The sequence below is a fragment of the Pseudomonas sp. FW305-3-2-15-C-LB1 genome (assembly GCF_058787615.1).
On record NZ_JBYSZX010000011.1, the window covers coordinates 155453 to 170524 of the forward strand.

The 15072-nt window shown below is 59.5% G+C and carries 14 protein-coding genes; 6 read left to right on the plus strand and 8 right to left on the minus strand.

Translation table 11 applies throughout. The features are described 5' to 3' along the window. Position 1: 1 nt before the first annotated feature. The gene (locus AC3WP7_RS21025; protein ID WP_093128036.1) at positions 2-1963 is read right to left on the minus strand and encodes a sigma-54 interaction domain-containing protein; all 1962 of its coding nucleotides are present in this window, start codon (positions 1961-1963) and stop codon (positions 2-4) included. 185 nt (positions 1964-2148) lie between these two features. Here AC3WP7_RS21025 and AC3WP7_RS21030 point away from each other — a divergent pair, with 185 nt between their 5' ends. From AC3WP7_RS21030 to AC3WP7_RS21040, 3 genes are read left to right on the plus strand one after another with little or no spacing between them, the layout of a single operon-like run. Then, positions 2149-3153, plus strand: a complete 1005-nt coding sequence (locus AC3WP7_RS21030) for a Gfo/Idh/MocA family oxidoreductase (RefSeq protein WP_071489129.1) — start codon at positions 2149-2151, stop codon at positions 3151-3153. Further along, complete coding sequence (locus AC3WP7_RS21035) at positions 3150-3929, plus strand: TIM barrel protein (RefSeq protein WP_093128033.1); 780 nt, start codon at positions 3150-3152, stop codon at positions 3927-3929. The genes AC3WP7_RS21030 and AC3WP7_RS21035 overlap by 4 nt, the downstream gene beginning before the upstream one ends. Positions 3930-3948: 19 nt before the next feature. Continuing rightward, positions 3949-4875 (plus strand): sugar ABC transporter substrate-binding protein, encoded by a 927-nt coding sequence (locus AC3WP7_RS21040; protein ID WP_092245983.1) that lies wholly within the window; start codon positions 3949-3951, stop codon positions 4873-4875. 52 nt (positions 4876-4927) lie between these two features. Here the strand turns inward: AC3WP7_RS21040 and yghU are convergent, their stop codons facing one another. Both yghU and AC3WP7_RS21050 read right to left on the minus strand, forming a co-directional pair. Next, positions 4928-5761 carry a glutathione-dependent disulfide-bond oxidoreductase gene (yghU, locus tag AC3WP7_RS21045; RefSeq protein ID WP_092245986.1) on the minus strand — a complete coding sequence of 278 codons (834 nt, stop codon included), beginning with the start codon at positions 5759-5761 and terminating at the stop codon, positions 4928-4930. 102 nt (positions 5762-5863) lie between these two features. Then, positions 5864-7087, minus strand: coding sequence for an MFS transporter (locus AC3WP7_RS21050; RefSeq protein WP_093128030.1), 1224 nt, complete (start codon positions 7085-7087; stop codon positions 5864-5866). A gap of 64 nt (positions 7088-7151) precedes the next feature. Between AC3WP7_RS21050 and AC3WP7_RS21055 the strand changes: the two genes are divergently transcribed. Beyond that, the gene (locus tag AC3WP7_RS21055) at positions 7152-8150 is read left to right on the plus strand and encodes an AraC family transcriptional regulator (RefSeq protein WP_093128072.1); all 999 of its coding nucleotides are present in this window, start codon (positions 7152-7154) and stop codon (positions 8148-8150) included. Between the two features lie 102 nt (positions 8151-8252). Further along, positions 8253-8849 carry a glutathione S-transferase family protein gene (locus AC3WP7_RS21060; protein ID WP_092245992.1) on the plus strand — a complete coding sequence of 199 codons (597 nt, stop codon included), beginning with the start codon at positions 8253-8255 and terminating at the stop codon, positions 8847-8849. Between the two features lie 182 nt (positions 8850-9031). Here the strand turns inward: AC3WP7_RS21060 and AC3WP7_RS21065 are convergent, their stop codons facing one another. The 5 genes from AC3WP7_RS21065 to AC3WP7_RS21085 form a co-directional block, all read right to left on the minus strand. Then, entirely contained in the window at positions 9032-10279 is a 1248-nt protein-coding gene (locus AC3WP7_RS21065) for an ATP-grasp domain-containing protein (protein ID WP_092245995.1), read from the minus strand. After that, complete coding sequence (locus AC3WP7_RS21070) at positions 10276-11187, minus strand: EamA family transporter (RefSeq protein ID WP_092245998.1); 912 nt, start codon at positions 11185-11187, stop codon at positions 10276-10278. The genes AC3WP7_RS21065 and AC3WP7_RS21070 overlap by 4 nt, the downstream gene beginning before the upstream one ends. A gap of 34 nt (positions 11188-11221) precedes the next feature. Continuing rightward, positions 11222-11785 carry a type I phosphoribosyltransferase gene (locus AC3WP7_RS21075; RefSeq protein WP_170856086.1) on the minus strand — a complete coding sequence of 188 codons (564 nt, stop codon included), beginning with the start codon at positions 11783-11785 and terminating at the stop codon, positions 11222-11224. Beyond that, on the minus strand, positions 11772-12731 hold the full coding sequence (locus AC3WP7_RS21080; RefSeq protein ID WP_092246001.1) for a cysteine synthase family protein: 960 nt from the start codon (positions 12729-12731) through the stop codon (positions 11772-11774). Before AC3WP7_RS21080 ends, AC3WP7_RS21075 begins: the two co-directional genes overlap by 14 nt. 263 nt (positions 12732-12994) lie before the next feature. Then, positions 12995-13762 (minus strand): SDR family NAD(P)-dependent oxidoreductase, encoded by a 768-nt coding sequence (locus AC3WP7_RS21085; protein ID WP_093513735.1) that lies wholly within the window; start codon positions 13760-13762, stop codon positions 12995-12997. Between the two features lie 136 nt (positions 13763-13898). Between AC3WP7_RS21085 and AC3WP7_RS21090 the strand changes: the two genes are divergently transcribed. Continuing rightward, positions 13899-15047, plus strand: a complete 1149-nt coding sequence (locus AC3WP7_RS21090) for an aldose epimerase family protein (protein WP_102592650.1) — start codon at positions 13899-13901, stop codon at positions 15045-15047. The last annotated feature ends 25 nt before the right edge of the window (positions 15048-15072 follow it).

Sequence of the window (15072 nt, forward strand, 5' to 3'; positions counted from 1 at the left end):
CTTATCCGCGGCGAAAATCGCTGGCACTCAGCCCGAACCGGCTCATTTTGTTGTACAGCCCGCCCCGCGACACGTTCAGTTGCCGGGCTGCCAGGCGGATGTTGCCGCCGGTGTTCTGGAGTGCGGCGACGATGGCGTGCATTTCGTGGCTGCTCAGGTCCTGGGCGGGTTGCGGCTCATAGGCGCGCAGCGGGGTGTGCTGCCTGGTTTCCATCGGCAGATCGGCAGGCTGAATCAGCTCGCCCATCGCCAGGTTGGTCGCCCGCTCAATACTGTTTTCCAACTCCCGCACATTGCCCGGCCAGCCATAGGCCGACAGCAATGCCATCGCCTCCGGCGAAAAGCCCTGCACCGACTTGCGCAACGAGCGTGCACAGCGGGCCAGGAAGTGCCGCGCCAGCAGCGGAATGTCTTCGCGGCGCATGCGCAGGGGCGGCACGGTGAGGTTCAGGACGTTGAGGCGGTAGTAGAGGTCTTCGCGAAACGCGCCTTGCGCCACGGCCTGGCTGAGGTTGCGGTGGGTGGCGGCAATGATGCGCACGTCCACTTGTCGCGAGTTCTTCGCGCCCACCCGGGTGATTTCACCCTCCTGCAACACCCGCAACAGGCTGACCTGGGCATCGAAGGACATGTCGCCGATCTCATCCAGAAAGATGGTGCCGCCATCCGCCAGTTCGAACTTGCCCGCCGAACCGCCACGGGTGGCGCCGGTGAACGCGCCCTCGACATGGCCGAACAGTTCGCTTTGCACCAGGTCACGGGGGATCGCCCCGCAGTTGACCGCCACGAAGGGGCCTTTGTGGCGGTCGCTGCCGTTGTGGATGGCCTGGGCGAACAGCTCTTTGCCGGTGCCACTTTCGCCGAGGATCAGCGTGGTGGAGTCGCTGCGACTGGCGATACGCCCCAGGTGCACGGCGTCCTGGATGGCTCGGGAGCTGCCCTGGATGGTTTCAAATGTGTAGCTGGCCTGGGTGCCGATCAGGCGCCGGGTGATTTCGCGGATGCGGCGGTTTTCACGCAGCGACACGATCACCCCGCCCTGCTCCATCGGGCACACCGACACCAGGCAGGCGAGTTGGCCCCGGTCAGCCAAGTGGAAGGTGCAATCGAGGTCGCGCACGGGCTCGCCAAGGACGTCGCTCAACTCGCTACGGCCCAGTTGCTGGAACGGCCGCCCGATCAGCTCCAGCCCTACGCCGAACAACTGCCGGGCATAACGGTTGAGCGCCTTGATGCAGCCGCGCTCGTCCAGTACCACCAGGCCTTCGTTGAGGACTTCGAGCACCGCTTGCTGCTCCTCCAGCAACACCTGCAACGCCATCTGCCGCGACACCGCCTCGGCGGCCGCCTGCACCGTACCGAGGGTATGGAAGTGAAACCAGCCAGGCTCGGCGGTGAGGGTCAGCATCGCCACAGTGTGGCCCTGGGCATTCCTGATCGGCGCGGCGGCGCAGTGCATGCGGCGCTGGCGCAGGCCGATGCCGAAGTTTTCCTCGGCCAGCACGTACACCAGGCGGTCTTCGGCCAGGGCCAGGCCGGTGCAGTTGGTGCCTTGCACCGACTCCAGCAGGCGGCTGCCGACCGGAGTGATGTCCAGGCCACAGAAATACAGGGTGGCGCCATCGGCATCGGTGAGGTTGATATGGCCGCGCGGGTTGTAGGCCAGCAAGCCGTGCATGACTTGCGCGGCAGCGGCGATCAGCACGCGGTGGGTGGTCAGGGTGGCGGTCAGCGTGTCGGCTGCGACAAAGCGGTACGCGTTGTCGGCTGGATCGATGCCCGCCTCGACGCTGCGCCGCCACGAATCCCAGATCACTTGGCGCACGGACGCCGGCCGGTCGACCTGGCCGGCCAGGCAATCGCGCCAGGCCTGCTCCAGCGCGGCCACCGGGCCGTCATTCAGCGCCGCAGGCCCCAGGGTCGTCAGGTAGTCGAGGTCTTGCACACTGAAGGCCATGCTCATTGGGTGATATCCATGTTCATATTTTTGACATGTCAGTATAGGCATGTCATCAGAATGAACACTTATTGTTTGTAGATATTAATTAACCCTTATTAATCAATAGGTTAAAAACTGGCACACGCCTTGCTCCCACCCCCTTGCCCATCAGGACTGTCCTGAGGCCAATAACAACAAGGGGTCATTGCATGAGTACACAAAACATCCGCCTGGGTTTGATCGGTGCCGGTCGTATGGGCAGCTTCCACGGCCTGACCGCCGCACGGCACATCCCCGGTGCCAGCCTGGCAGCGATTGCCGACCCGACGCCAGGCCAGGCCGCCCGCCTCGCCGCCGAACTGGGGGTGAGCAAGGTCTACACCGACCCTCAGCAGCTGCTCGACGACCCGGCTATCGACGGCGTGATCATCGCCGCCCCGGCCCGCAGCCATGCCGAGCTGGTGATCAGCGCCGCCCGCGCCGGCAAGGGCATCTTCTGCGAAAAACCCATGGCCATCACCCTCGATGAGGCCGACCGCGCCATCGCCGCTGCCGCCGATGCGCGGGTGCCGTTGCAGGTGGGCTTCAACCGGCGTTTCGCCAAGAGCTTTCGCACCGCGCACCTCGACGTCGCCGCCGGCCGCATCGGCACGCCGCAGTTGCTGCGCTCGCTGACCCGCGACCCGGCGCTGAACAACCCGGCCAACTCGCCGCAATGGGTAATCTTCCTCGAAACCCTGATCCACGACTTCGACACCCTGCGCTACCTCAACCCCGGTGCCGAGGCCGAGCAGGTGTATGTGATGGCCGACGCACTGATCGCTCCGCAATTCAAAAGCAAAGGCTTCCTCGACACCGCCGTGGTCGCGATCCGCTTCGACAACGGCGCCATCGCCACCGCCGAAGCCAACTTCCAGGCCGTGTACGGCTACGATGTGCGCGGCGAAGTGTTCGGCAGCGCCGGTATGCTGAGCATGGGCAGTCTCAACGACAGCGACCTGGTGCGCTACCTGGCCCAGGGCATCCAGGCCGACACCCAGCGCCTGGACACCGACCTGTTGCGCGACGCCTACATTGCCGAGCTCAACCACTTTGTCGACTGCCTGCGCAGCGGTGCCAAGCCGATGGCCAGCGGCGAGGATGCGCGCGCGGCCCTGGCGATTGCCCGTGCGTGCATCGAGTCGTTCGAAACCGGCAAGGCGGTGGCGGTATGAGCCCGTTCAAGCTGGCGGTCAGCGCCGAGATGGTGTTTCTCGACCTGCCGTTTGTCGAGCGTGTAAAGCGCATTCACGCACTGGGGTTCAGCGCCGAAATCTGGAACTGGACAGACAAGGACATCACCGCCCTGGCCGCCACCGGCGCCGATTTCACCTCCATGACCGGCTACATCAGCGGCACCCTCACCGACTCCGATGGCATCCGCCAGTTACTCGACAGCGCCCGCGAATCCTTAGGGGTAGCCGCACACCTGAATTGCCCCAGACTCAACCTGCACGGCACCGGCCTGGGTGAAGGCGGCCTGCCCGTTCAACCGGTGAGCCTGGCCACCGGGCGCATGTGGCTGAGCGCCTGCAAGACCCTGGAAAAAATCGCCCGCCTGGGGGAAGACGCCGGCCGTGTGTTCCTGCTGGAAAACCTCAACACCGAAGTCGACCACCCCGGTACGCCATTCGCCCGCGCCGACGATACCCTGGCGCTGATCGAGGCCGTGGGCAGCCCGTACCTGAAGATGAATCTGGACCTGTACCACGCGCAGATCGGCGAAGGAAATTTGATCGAACTGATCCAGCGCGCCGGCAGCGCCATCGGTGAAATCCAAGTGGCCGATGTACCAGGTCGCAAGGAGCCTGGCACCGGTGAAATCCACTACCCGGCCATTGCCAAAGCCTTGCACGCCATAGGCTACAGCGGGGTGGTCGGCCTGGAAGGCTGGGCCAGCGGCGACAGCGAGCTGGCCCTGGAGCGTTTCCGCCAGGCGTTCACCCTATAACAATAAAAGGATCACCCTTATGAATCGCTATTCGTTGTTTGCTGCCACCTTGTTGCTGCTGTTCAGCCAATGGACCTTCGCGGCTTATCGCATCGGCGTGAGCATTGCCCGGGTCGACGACAACTTCATGACGTACGTGCGCACCGGCCTGGAAGCGGCAGCCAAGCAGCAGGATGTGCAGATCCAGTTCGAAGACGCCCAGGGCGATGTGGTGCGCCAGCTCAATCAGGTCGAAGGTTTTCTCAACCAGAAGGTCGACGCGGTGATCGTGCTGCCGGTGGACACCGCCGCCACCGCCAACATGACCCGCGCCGCCGTCTCCGCCAAGACGCCGCTGGTGTACGTCAACCGCCACCCGGACGAACGCACCCTGCCCAAGGGCGTGGTCACCGTGGCCTCCAACGACATCGAGGCCGGCCAGTTGCAGATGCGCTACCTGGCGGAAAAACTCGGCGGCAAGGGCAACGTGGCGATCATCATGGGCGACCTCGCACAGAACGCCACCCACGACCGCACCGAGGGCGCCAAACAGGTGCTCAAGGACTTTCCCGGGATCAAGGTGGTCGAGCAGCAAAGTGCTGAATGGCAACGCAGCAAGGGCATGGACCTGACCAGCAACTGGCTGCTGGCGGGCACGCCGTTCGATGCCATCGTGGCCAACAACGATGAAATGGCGATTGGCGCGGCCATGGCCTTGCAGCAGGCGGGCAAAGCCAAGGGTGAGGTGGCGATTGTGGGCATTGATGGCTTGCCCGACGGGCTGGCGGCGATCAAACGCGGCCTGCTGACGGCGTCGGTGTTCCAGGACCCGAAGGCCCAGGCGACCCAGGCCTTGCAGGCGGCTGTGCGAATGATCAAGGGCGAGGCGATTGAGCCGCAGGTGTGGGTGCCGTTCGAACTGATCAAGCCCGAGCAGGTGGCGGTGTTCGAGCAGCGCTACCAATAAACTGGAGTGTGGTGATCCAAATGTGGGAGGGAGCAAGCTCCCTCCCACATTTTTAGTCCAAGTCGCGAGCGCTATGGCGTTCGGCCAACTGCTCATGGGGCTCGCCGGACACCCGGTTGACCCGCCGCCCACGCTGCACCGCCGGCCGCGCTTCAATCGCGTCCGCCCAGCGCAACACATGCTGGTACTCATGCACCGAGAGGAACTCCGCCGCGCCATACAAACGCCCTTTGACCAACCCGCCATACCAGGGCCAGATGGCGATATCGGCGATGGTGTACTCATCACCCGCGATGTATTCGCTCACCGCCAGGCGCTGGTCGAGCACATCGAGCTGACGCTTGGTCTCCATGGCAAAGCGGTTGATCGCATATTCCATCTTGCTCGGCGCATACGCATAGAAGTGGCCGAAACCACCGCCCAGGTAGGGCGCGCTGCCCATCTGCCAGAACAACCACGACAGGCATTCGGCGCGGGCGGCGGGTTCGGTGGGCAAGAACGCGCCGAACTTCTCCGCCAGGTATTGCAGGATCGCGCCCGACTCGAACACCCGAATCGGCGTGGCGCCGCTGCGGTCCAGCAGTGCCGGGATCTTGGAGTTGGGGTTCACCCCCACGAAGCCGCTGCCGAACTGGTCGCCGTCACCGATCTTGATCAGCCAGGCATCGTACTCCGCACCGCTGTGCCCGAGGGCCAACAGCTCTTCCAGCAGGATCGTGACCTTCTGCCCGTTGGGCGTGGCCAGGGAGTACAACTGCAGTGGATGCTTGCCCACCGGCAATTCCTTTTCATGGGTCGCGCCGGCCACAGGGCGGTTGATGCTGGCGAAAGTGCCGCCATTCTCGGTGTCCCAGGTCCACACTTTCGGGGGTACGTAATCGGTCATGCTTACTGCTCCAAATGTGCTTGCGTTCAACGAAGCGTTCCAGACTAAACCAAAGGTCGATGGCTCGTCACACCGTGAATGCGGCCAATCTCCAGGCTGACGTCAAAGATGCAGCGGTGCACCCACGGCGTCATTGCCGGGCACCGTTACCCGCAGGGCAATCAACAAGGCGGCCAACAGCATCAACACACCGGCGCCGAGAAACACCCCGCTGATGCCACTGAGACTGAACATCGCGCCCCCACCGGCCGCGCCCGCCGCAATGGCCGACTGCACGGACGCCACCACCATGCCGCCGGCACTTTCAGCTTGATCCGGCACGCTGCGGGCTACCCAGTTCGACCACGCCACCGGCACGCCGCCAAACGCCATGCCCCACAGCGCCAGCAGCAACGCCTGGCCTGGCAGCGAGGCCGGCAGCAACACCAGCGCCAGCGCCGCGACGCCCACCAACACCGGCATCAGCACCAAGGTGCCGCGGGGATAACGCACCAGCATCCAACCGGCCAACAGCGTGCCGACGAAGTTGGCCGCACCGAAGCCCAGCAGCATCAAGGCCAGCCCTTCAGTGCCCACGCCCGTGGTGCTTTCGAGGAATGGCCGGATGTAGGTGAACAGCGCAAAGTGCCCGGTGTGCACCAGCACGCAGCCCAACATGCCGATGGCGATGCCTGGACGCAGCAGCACATCCAGTACCGTGCGCAAGCGTGCGCTGCCCGTGGGGGCCAACGGTGGCAACGTGAACAGCTGGAACGCCAGCGTCACCCCGCCGACCGCTGCCGCCGCCACAAATGCACTGCGCCAGCCATACAGGCCGCCCAGGTAGCTGCCCAACGGCACGGCAACCACCGTGCCCACGGCAATGCCACTGAAGATGATCGACAGCGCACGGGGCAGCAGCGCCGCCGGCACCAGCCGCATCGCGACCGCCGCCGCCATGCTCCAGAAGCCGCCCAGGGCAACACCCAGCAGGATGCGCATCAACAGCAGCACCGCCAGGCTGGAAGAAAACGCCACCAACAGGTTGGACGCAATCATCAGCAGGGAAAAACCCAGCAGCACCACGCGTCGGTCGATCCCACGCGTGAGGCCGGGCACCAGCAGCCCGGCAAACAACGCCACCACTGCCGTCACCGTCACGGCTTGGCCGGCCAGCGCCTCGGACACTCCCAGGTCCATCGCCATTGGCGTCAACAAGCTTGCCGGCAGGTATTCCGCCGTCAACAAGCCGAATACCCCCATGGCCAGGGAAAACACCGCCATCCAGGCGGGCGCATCGGGCTCAACTTGGGCAGAGTGAGCGGCTTGGGCTACACAATCATTCATCACACAACATCCTCGGTCATTAGCACGACGGCCAGTCTAGGTTTGCCAACCCGGATGATCTATGATGCAAACCCTTGAGTTTTTGACCGAAACCCCGAACATGGCTGCAGCGGCGCCCTTCAACCTGTCCTCCGACCTTATCGACGAACTGCTGCGCGGCATGCGCCTGCGCGGCGTGCAGTACCGACGCATCCAGGCCGGACCGAGCTTCGGCATGGGCTTTGACGCCAGACCGGGGCATGCCTACTTCCACCTCCTCGCCGCAGGAACGGCCACCCTGCGCACCGATGACGGCAGCCTGTTCGAACTGTCGGCGGGCAATGCCGTGTTCATCTCCCACGGCGGTGCCCATGCGCTGCTGTCCAGTGCGGACAGGCCGGTGCAGGCCATCGGCGGCTTTGACACGACACCACTGGGCGAGACCGTCTGCGCCGTGGACGCATCACCGGACTCACCGCCGAGCACGTTGCTGTTCAGCGCCTGCATGGAGTTCGAACTCGGCAGTCTCCAGGGGCTCGGCAGCCTGATGCCAGCCTTGATGCTGATCGATGCCCAGGGCCAGCGTTACCCCGGCCTGATGCCGATCCTGGCGGTGATGGAGCGCGAAGTCGCCGCGGCTCGCGTCGGCTACCCCGGCATCCTCACGCGTCTGGCCGATGTGGTGGCTGCCATGATTGTGCGGGGTTGGGTGGAATGCGCCTGCGGCAATGCGTCGGGTTTGGTCGCAGCGTTGCGCGACCCACGCCTGGCGGGCGCCCTGCTCGTGCTGCACCAGCAACCCGGGCGCGATTGGAGCGTGGCCGAACTGGCCGCGCAGTGTCACACCTCCCGCTCGGTATTCGCCGAGCGCTTCCAGGCAACCCTGGGTCTCCCGCCACTGCGCTACATGACGGAACTGCGCATGCGCCTGGCCAGCCAGTGGCTGACCCTGGAACGTTTACCCATCGAAGAAGTGGCGCTGCGCCTGGGCTACACCTCCCAGGCGGCGTTCAGCCGTGCATTCAAGCGCATTACCGGCCAGCCACCGGGGGCCAGCCGGCAGAACATCAGGCGTCCTGCCTGAATGACCGCAGCCTGACCTTTGCAGGCAACATTCAGTCATTGCGCATGCCGATCCTGTGCCCTTACTCTCTGGAGCCATCACCTTGAGAGCAACGGAGGCTTCATGAAACTGATCGGCATGCTGGACTCGCCCTACGTACGCCGCGTGGCCATTTCCCTGGACCTTTACGGCGTCGATTTTGTGCATGAACCGCTGTCGGTGTTCAGCACGTTCACCGAGTTTTCCCAGATCAACCCGGTGGTCAAGGCGCCGACCCTGGTGCTGGATGACGGCACGGTGCTGATGGATTCCAGCCTGATCCTCGACTATCTGGAAACCCTGGCCCCGGCCGATAAAAAGCTGCTGCCCCCCTCCCCCGCAGGTCGTGCCCATGACCTGCATATCCTTGGCCTGGCCCTGGCGGCCTGCGAGAAAAGCGTGCAGATCGTTTACGAACACAACCTGCGCCCGGCCGAAAAGCTGCATGCGCCCTGGCTGGATCGCGTCAGCGGGCAATTGCTGGCGGCCTACTCGCTGCTGGAAAAACAACTGCCTGACAGTCAGGAGTTGACCCAGGCTTCCCTGACAGCGGCAGTCGCCTGGTCGTTCAGCCAGTTCACCGTGGCGTCGGTGGTCAAGGCCGATGCGTTCCCCAACCTCAAACGCCACGCCGAGCGGCTGGAACAGCACTCGGCTTTCAAGCGTTATCCAATCGAGTAGGCAAGGCAGTTCTAATGTGGGGGGGCGGCGTGACGATTCGAATTGCTGCCGATGACTATGTTTCAGCAACAGGTGTGCAGACTGACACGCCGCGATCTCGTAGCGTCAGTGATTAAGGCCGAAGCGTTTCCCAATGGGCGACGCTATTGCGAATGAATAGAACCGCCTCCGGTGTCCAATCGTCATGCCATCGAATACACGCCCTGGAGTTCAAGTGCCCTGATCCTGAGGTAATCGGCGGCAATCACTTCAGGGTCAGCATGTACCAGATACACCGTGCCTGGCTGGCTGAACACATCCTGAGTCACACTTAGTACGTGCCCATCGTCAACGTAAAACACCGCATCAAAGAAGGACTCAAGCTTAAGCAATTCACTCAGAAAAAAGCCCTGTTTGAAACGTCCCTTCGCACGGTTGATCAAGCAAACGTTGTAGGTGTGTTGCATCAGCCTATAATCGGTGTTTGCTGCCACTAATCGGGCAAACAGTTCAGGTGCAGTGATCGATAAAACAGTTGCTTCGATTTGGCCGAGTCCTGTCGTTTGCCTAGACACGTCGGGCCGTAAAATGCCATCGGTTCGTGCAGCGATCTCCACCAGTTTCGGGCCATCGTCAGTGAACATAACTTCGGCGTGGCTGGGGCCGTTACGGATGCCGAGCGTGCGCACCACTTCCCGAGTGTAATCCACCAAGCTCGAATACTCCGGTGAATCGGCGTCAATCAACTCATCAATGTCATAGAGGACCCCACCGCTTTCAGTGCGCTGTTTCTGATAGCGAACTACTTCAGTGACAAGCTGCTGGCCGTTGAGCGAAACCATATTCACCACATATTCCACCCCTGCCAAATACTCCTGGATCAGCACCTGGTGATTGGGAATGCTCAATTTGTTAGTCGCGCCCAATAGCTTGCCGACTGCAACCTCACAAGCACGCAAGTCCTCACAAATGAATACGCCATCAGCGCCAGCGCTTTCGAGGGGTTTAACCACCACGGGAAAACGACCATGATCATTAATCCAGGTCTCAGCACGCTCCCACGTGTCCGCGGTGAACTGCTGCGCTGCCAATAGCTGCGCTTGGGTAATGCGATGAATCATGTCGTATTTATTTCTGCGGGCGGTGCTCTTCTCGATGTCATTGCGATAAGGCAGTTGAAGGTGCTCATTCAATTCATCCGCCAGCCGTACACCGGTTTCGGCGCCGGCAATAATGAATTGTGGCTTGAACTGCTCGACACTCGCCAACGTGGTGGCAAACCCCGTATTCACGATGACGTTGTCATAAATGGAATAATCGAAGCCTCGATAGTAATAACCGTCCAAGGTGTTGGATGAGGCCACATGCATCAGTACACACCCTGCTTCAGCAAGGCGCTTTGATATAAATTTTCCGGATGAGAAACCATCGACGACAATCACCCTGCTCATGTTGTTTCCCTCCGCAGTGCATATAACGCCCTTCCCAACAGCAAAAACACAATGAGGCTGACCGCAGTAACACTCGCGATAGAGAATTCGACTCTGTCGTCGAGGTACTGCAACAACAAGACAAATACCGGAAGCGTCAACAACACCAAAGAAACATGGATGGGCGTGAGATAGAAGATTGTTTTCTGGATCAAGTAGATGGGCAACAGATGCCCTATCACAACCAGCAGTACCATTGGCAGAATCAACTCGGCATTCAGCCTGAAACTCTCCCCCAAAGCAGTCATTGCAAGGACGCATGCACCGACCATTACCACGCTCCTGACCGCCAGAATTTCATAGACGGACCATTGCCGCCGGTAAAGCTCCTTGGAAAACACCGTGTACATAACCGTACCCAGTGCACACACCACCACGCTGGCGATTCCCATCAGCCGCTCTTCCAGCGTCGTAGTGGCTATACCACTGTCTCCTGCGAAGGAGTTAAACAGCATGATTCCCACGGAAACAAGCACCAGACACGACACCACCGCATCTACGAAAGCGACTTTGGCATTACGCTTGTTGGCCATTAAGATAACTAACGTGAGCGCCGGGCCACAGGCGACCGAAGCGACTCCGACCACGGCAGGCTCCAGGTATTTCAAGGCGTAAAACAGGCCACCCCAATTAAGCAATACTGAAACATTCACGACAACAACTATTACCCAGTGCATCCTTATCTTTGAAAGTAACGAGCCAGCGTTATCAAACAGGGCACACACGACAAAAAAAATGGCAGACGTTGTAAAACAATAAAAAACAACAAGCAGCGTATTGATCGTTTGCGTGACGAATGCTACGTACACATCGAACGCAGCGCTGATCAGGCAAAAAATCAAACCTACAACTACGCCAGAACGCACCATGGATACACCTGTCAAGTTGAGCCAGCAAAGCAATTCAAACCACGCTCACTCCGCTTTCGTTTACCTTGATTTTCAAGACGGACTTAACAGAAAGGCCTGTCATCTTTCGAACCTTTTCGAAACCACCATTTCCAACTTTTTCAACCGCACAGACCACATCGAGCAACTCCCCTCCCGCCGACCTTATCGCTTCAGTTAAAGCAACAATTGCCCCCCCGGTACTCAATGTATCGTCAATAATTGCAACACGATCGCCTGCCTCAATCCCGTTGAGATACATTTCGCCTTGAAAATATTCAGAGTCGATGGAAACTACTTGTTCATTAATAGTGCCAAGACTGTAGGGATACCATCTGGCCACAGCCATGGGAATGCCGGTAAGCAAGGATACCGTGGTAGCTAGCGCAGCTCCCTTATCTTCTTCAGTCACAATTTTTGAAACATTCAGATCCATCAACCTTACTATTCGTTGAGCCACCTCCACCAATACCGCAGGGCGCAACGCGGGAATCTGGTCGGTAAACTCATTCACCGTAGTGTACGCCCCCCCAGAGTTAACAACTTTCGCATCCTTATAGACTTGTTCAAGTAGCATCATCCACCCCACCATACTCAGGATAAAAACCGTCCCAGCGACTCGCATACTTCCAAGAACTGTCAAAAAACACAGTAACAATATTTTTCTTCTGATGCGTTAGAGCGACCTCTTCGCAAACTAATAAATTCGCGCCACACGTAGGCCCGACAGGCACCCTTTCATGTTCAATAAACTGCTTCATTCGAACCCATGCTTCATTGCCATCAACCACTCGCACTTCGTCGACAAGCGCAGAGACCGTATTAGTCGACAGCACCCCTCCCCCTAACCCCATCAAATTATGAGGGCGGTGCTCAAATGTTAAATTATTTCTTTCTGAATACAGTGGAGCAGATTTATTGACTTCAATCGCCACTGTCCTTATCTCTCTATACTCACACTTCAACACCTCAGCTATACCCGAAAAAGTTCCTCCCGTGCCAATTGAGCACACAAAAAAATCCGGTACCACATGCTGATGACGTAACGCTTCTACTATTTCTTCTCCACAGTCAGCCCAAGCGGCCTTATTTAATAGGTTATTGGACTGATCAAGAAAAAAAACCTGTTCATTCAACTGTTCAGCTTGATAGCGCCTAGCTGCAAGTACCGCACCCGACAAGAAACCTTCCTTAGGCGTCTCGATTATCTCCGCACCCAATGAGCGTATCTGGACTTTTCTCTCTTGCGTCATGCCTTCAGGCATAAAAATTTTTATCTTGTATCCCTTCAGACGTCCAATCCATGCAAGTGCCGCACCGCCATTCCCTGTGGAGCTATCTACTAGGGTCATACCGGGTTGGATAGCACCAATCTTTTCCAACCCATTAATAATACTTAAATATGTTCTGTCCTTATGGCTTCCCGACGGGTTCAAGAACTCGCACTTAGAAAAGCACCTACCGCCATTAATAGACAGACTTGCCAACTCTATGAGCGGTGTCCTACCAATATCAGTCAGCTTCATGAAAAATAATCTCAATACCTGATAGCCACTTCAAGACATTATCAGATCATTCTCATGGCAAACAACTAGCCGAACGGCTAGGTATTAAAGCCCTCGAAGAGCGCTATACCCCCGCCTCATTACTTGAAAAACGCTTCGAAAAAACCAGCGATGGCGACACATGCCAACCACCGTAAAATGCAAAAAATGTCATAACAGCGGTGGTATGGGCAATGAATCTATCGCCTGTGCCACCGCCATCGGCGCTTGAGTTGGGTGACTCTCTACACCCAACCACCATCCACAATAAAGTTCTGCGCCGAACACATCGCCGAGGCATCGGAGGCGAGAAACAACGCCATGTTGGCGATGTGTTCCGGCAAAACGCTCCCCGGCAAACACTGACTGCGGCTGATCAGTTCCTTGGCGGCATCGTCGACCCACATCGCCAATTGTTTTTCCGTCATCACCCAACCCGGCACCAGCGTATTCACGCGGATCCGGCTCGGCCCCAGTTCCCGGGCCAGGGCGCGGGTCATGCCGTGGGCGGCGGCCTTGCTGGCGGCGTACACCGGGTAGCCGGCCGAAGCCATCATCCAGCCTACCGAACCGAGGTTGATGATCGCCCCGCCGCCCGCGTTTTTCATCATCGGCACCACGGCCTTGGCGGCGAAGAAGGCGTGCTTGAGGTTGACGGAGATGAGCCGGTCGAACATTTCCGAATCGACTTCTTCCAAGCTGTGGCGTACGTCATTAGCGGCATTGTTCACCAGCACGGTGATCGGCCCCAGCGAGTGTTCGAAACGAGTGATGGCGGCTTTATAGGCTATCTCGTCGGTGATGTCGCAATTGACGAATTCCACGGTGTGCCCGCGCGAACTCAACAGAGCCGCCAGGCGTTCGCCCTGGCTTTGCGCGCGGTCGACAAAGCCGACCTTGGCGCCTTGGGCCGCGAAGGCGCGCACCATGAATTCGCCAATGCCTGAGGCGCCTCCAGAGATCAGGACAGTCTTGCCTTCAAGGTCGGGATAAACGGCGTGATGAGTGGTCATAAAAGGTTGCCTCACTTAATTAGTCTTATTTTATTTTGCAAAACGCGGTTTAAGGCTATAAATTCGCTGTCATATCGACAAAATATCGCACATTAGTAGAACTATTCCACTCAAAACAACAAAAGGAAGTTCGACCATGAAGCACCCTCGTTACCTGCTTTCGGGCCTCGCCCTGTCCATGCTGGTCGCCAGCGGCGGCGCCCAGGCGGCGGGCCTTACCAGCGAACACAAACCGTTCGGTAAAACCAATGACGGCACCGCCGTCGAGCAGTACATCCTGCGTAACAGCCATGGCATGCAAGCCACGGTGATCACCTACGGCGGCGTGTTGCAGTCGCTGAAAGTACCGGACAAACACGGCAAGCTCGACGACGTGGTGCTGGGCTTTGACGACGTGCAAGGCTATCAGAGCGGTACGGCGTTCTTCGGCGCGACCATCGGCCGTTTCGGCAACCGCCTGGCCGGCGGCGCCTTCGAACTCGACGGCAAGCGCTACCAGGTGCCACTCAACGACGGCCCCAACTCGCTGCATGGCGGCGCCCAGGGCTTCGACAAGCGGGTGTGGAAAGCCACGCCGGTCAAGGCCAAGGACTCGGTCGGCGTGACCCTCACCTACCTGTCCAAGGACGGCGAGATGGGCTTCCCCGGCAACCTGAAGACCGAAGTCACCTACCGCCTCAACGACAACAACGAACTGCACATCGACTACAGCGCCACCACCGACAAACCGACGGTGCTCAACCTCACCAACCACAGCTACTTCAACCTGGCCGGCGCGGGCAATGGCGATATCCTCAAGCAGGTCGCCACCTTGCATGCCAGCCATTACACGCCGGTGAATGCGACGCTGATTCCCACCGGCGAACTGGCGCCGGTCAAGGGCACACCGATGGACTTCCTCACGCCGACGCCGATCGGCCAGCACATCAAGGACGATCACCCGCAGCTCAAATTCGCCGAGCCGAAACAGGGTGGGTTCGACTTCAACTGGGCATTGGATACCCAGGGTGACGTGAAGCAGGTGGCGGCCGAGGTGCATGATCCTGCGTCCGGGCGGCGCTTGCAGCTGTTTACGACCGAGCCTGGGGTGCAGTTCTATACCAGCAACTTCCTCGATGGGTCGGTGAAGGGCAAGGCTGGCAAGACCTATCAGCACTGGAGTGGGTTTACGTTGGAGACCCAGCATTTTCCGGATGCGCCTAATCAGCCCAAGTTTGCGTCGACCCGCCTGAACCCAGGGCAGACCTACACCCAGAACACTGTCTTCAAATTCTCCGCGGACTAAACTTGTGGGAGGGGGCTTGCCCCCG

Bases quoted from the DNA above. Each gene is read 5' to 3' on its own strand.
- AC3WP7_RS21090 (WP_102592650.1), top strand. From the start codon at position 13,899: ATGAAGCACCCTCGTTACCTGCTTTCGGGCCTCGCCCTGTCCATGCTG.
- AC3WP7_RS21060 (WP_092245992.1), top strand. From the start codon at position 8,253: ATGAAACTGATCGGCATGCTGGACTCGCCCTACGTACGCCGCGTGGCC.
- AC3WP7_RS21070 (WP_092245998.1), bottom strand. From the start codon at position 11,187: ATGGTGCGTTCTGGCGTAGTTGTAGGTTTGATTTTTTGCCTGATCAGC.
- AC3WP7_RS21055 (WP_093128072.1), top strand. From the start codon at position 7,152: ATGCAAACCCTTGAGTTTTTGACCGAAACCCCGAACATGGCTGCAGCG.
- AC3WP7_RS21025 (WP_093128036.1), bottom strand. From the start codon at position 1,963: ATGAGCATGGCCTTCAGTGTGCAAGACCTCGACTACCTGACGACCCTG.
- AC3WP7_RS21035 (WP_093128033.1), top strand. From the start codon at position 3,150: ATGAGCCCGTTCAAGCTGGCGGTCAGCGCCGAGATGGTGTTTCTCGAC.
- AC3WP7_RS21050 (WP_093128030.1), bottom strand. From the start codon at position 7,087: ATGAATGATTGTGTAGCCCAAGCCGCTCACTCTGCCCAAGTTGAGCCC.
- AC3WP7_RS21085 (WP_093513735.1), bottom strand. From the start codon at position 13,762: ATGACCACTCATCACGCCGTTTATCCCGACCTTGAAGGCAAGACTGTC.
- AC3WP7_RS21040 (WP_092245983.1), top strand. From the start codon at position 3,949: ATGAATCGCTATTCGTTGTTTGCTGCCACCTTGTTGCTGCTGTTCAGC.
- AC3WP7_RS21080 (WP_092246001.1), bottom strand. From the start codon at position 12,731: ATGAAGCTGACTGATATTGGTAGGACACCGCTCATAGAGTTGGCAAGT.
- AC3WP7_RS21075 (WP_170856086.1), bottom strand. From the start codon at position 11,785: ATGATGCTACTTGAACAAGTCTATAAGGATGCGAAAGTTGTTAACTCT.
- AC3WP7_RS21065 (WP_092245995.1), bottom strand. From the start codon at position 10,279: ATGAGCAGGGTGATTGTCGTCGATGGTTTCTCATCCGGAAAATTTATA.
- AC3WP7_RS21030 (WP_071489129.1), top strand. From the start codon at position 2,149: ATGAGTACACAAAACATCCGCCTGGGTTTGATCGGTGCCGGTCGTATG.
- yghU (WP_092245986.1), bottom strand. From the start codon at position 5,761: ATGACCGATTACGTACCCCCGAAAGTGTGGACCTGGGACACCGAGAAT.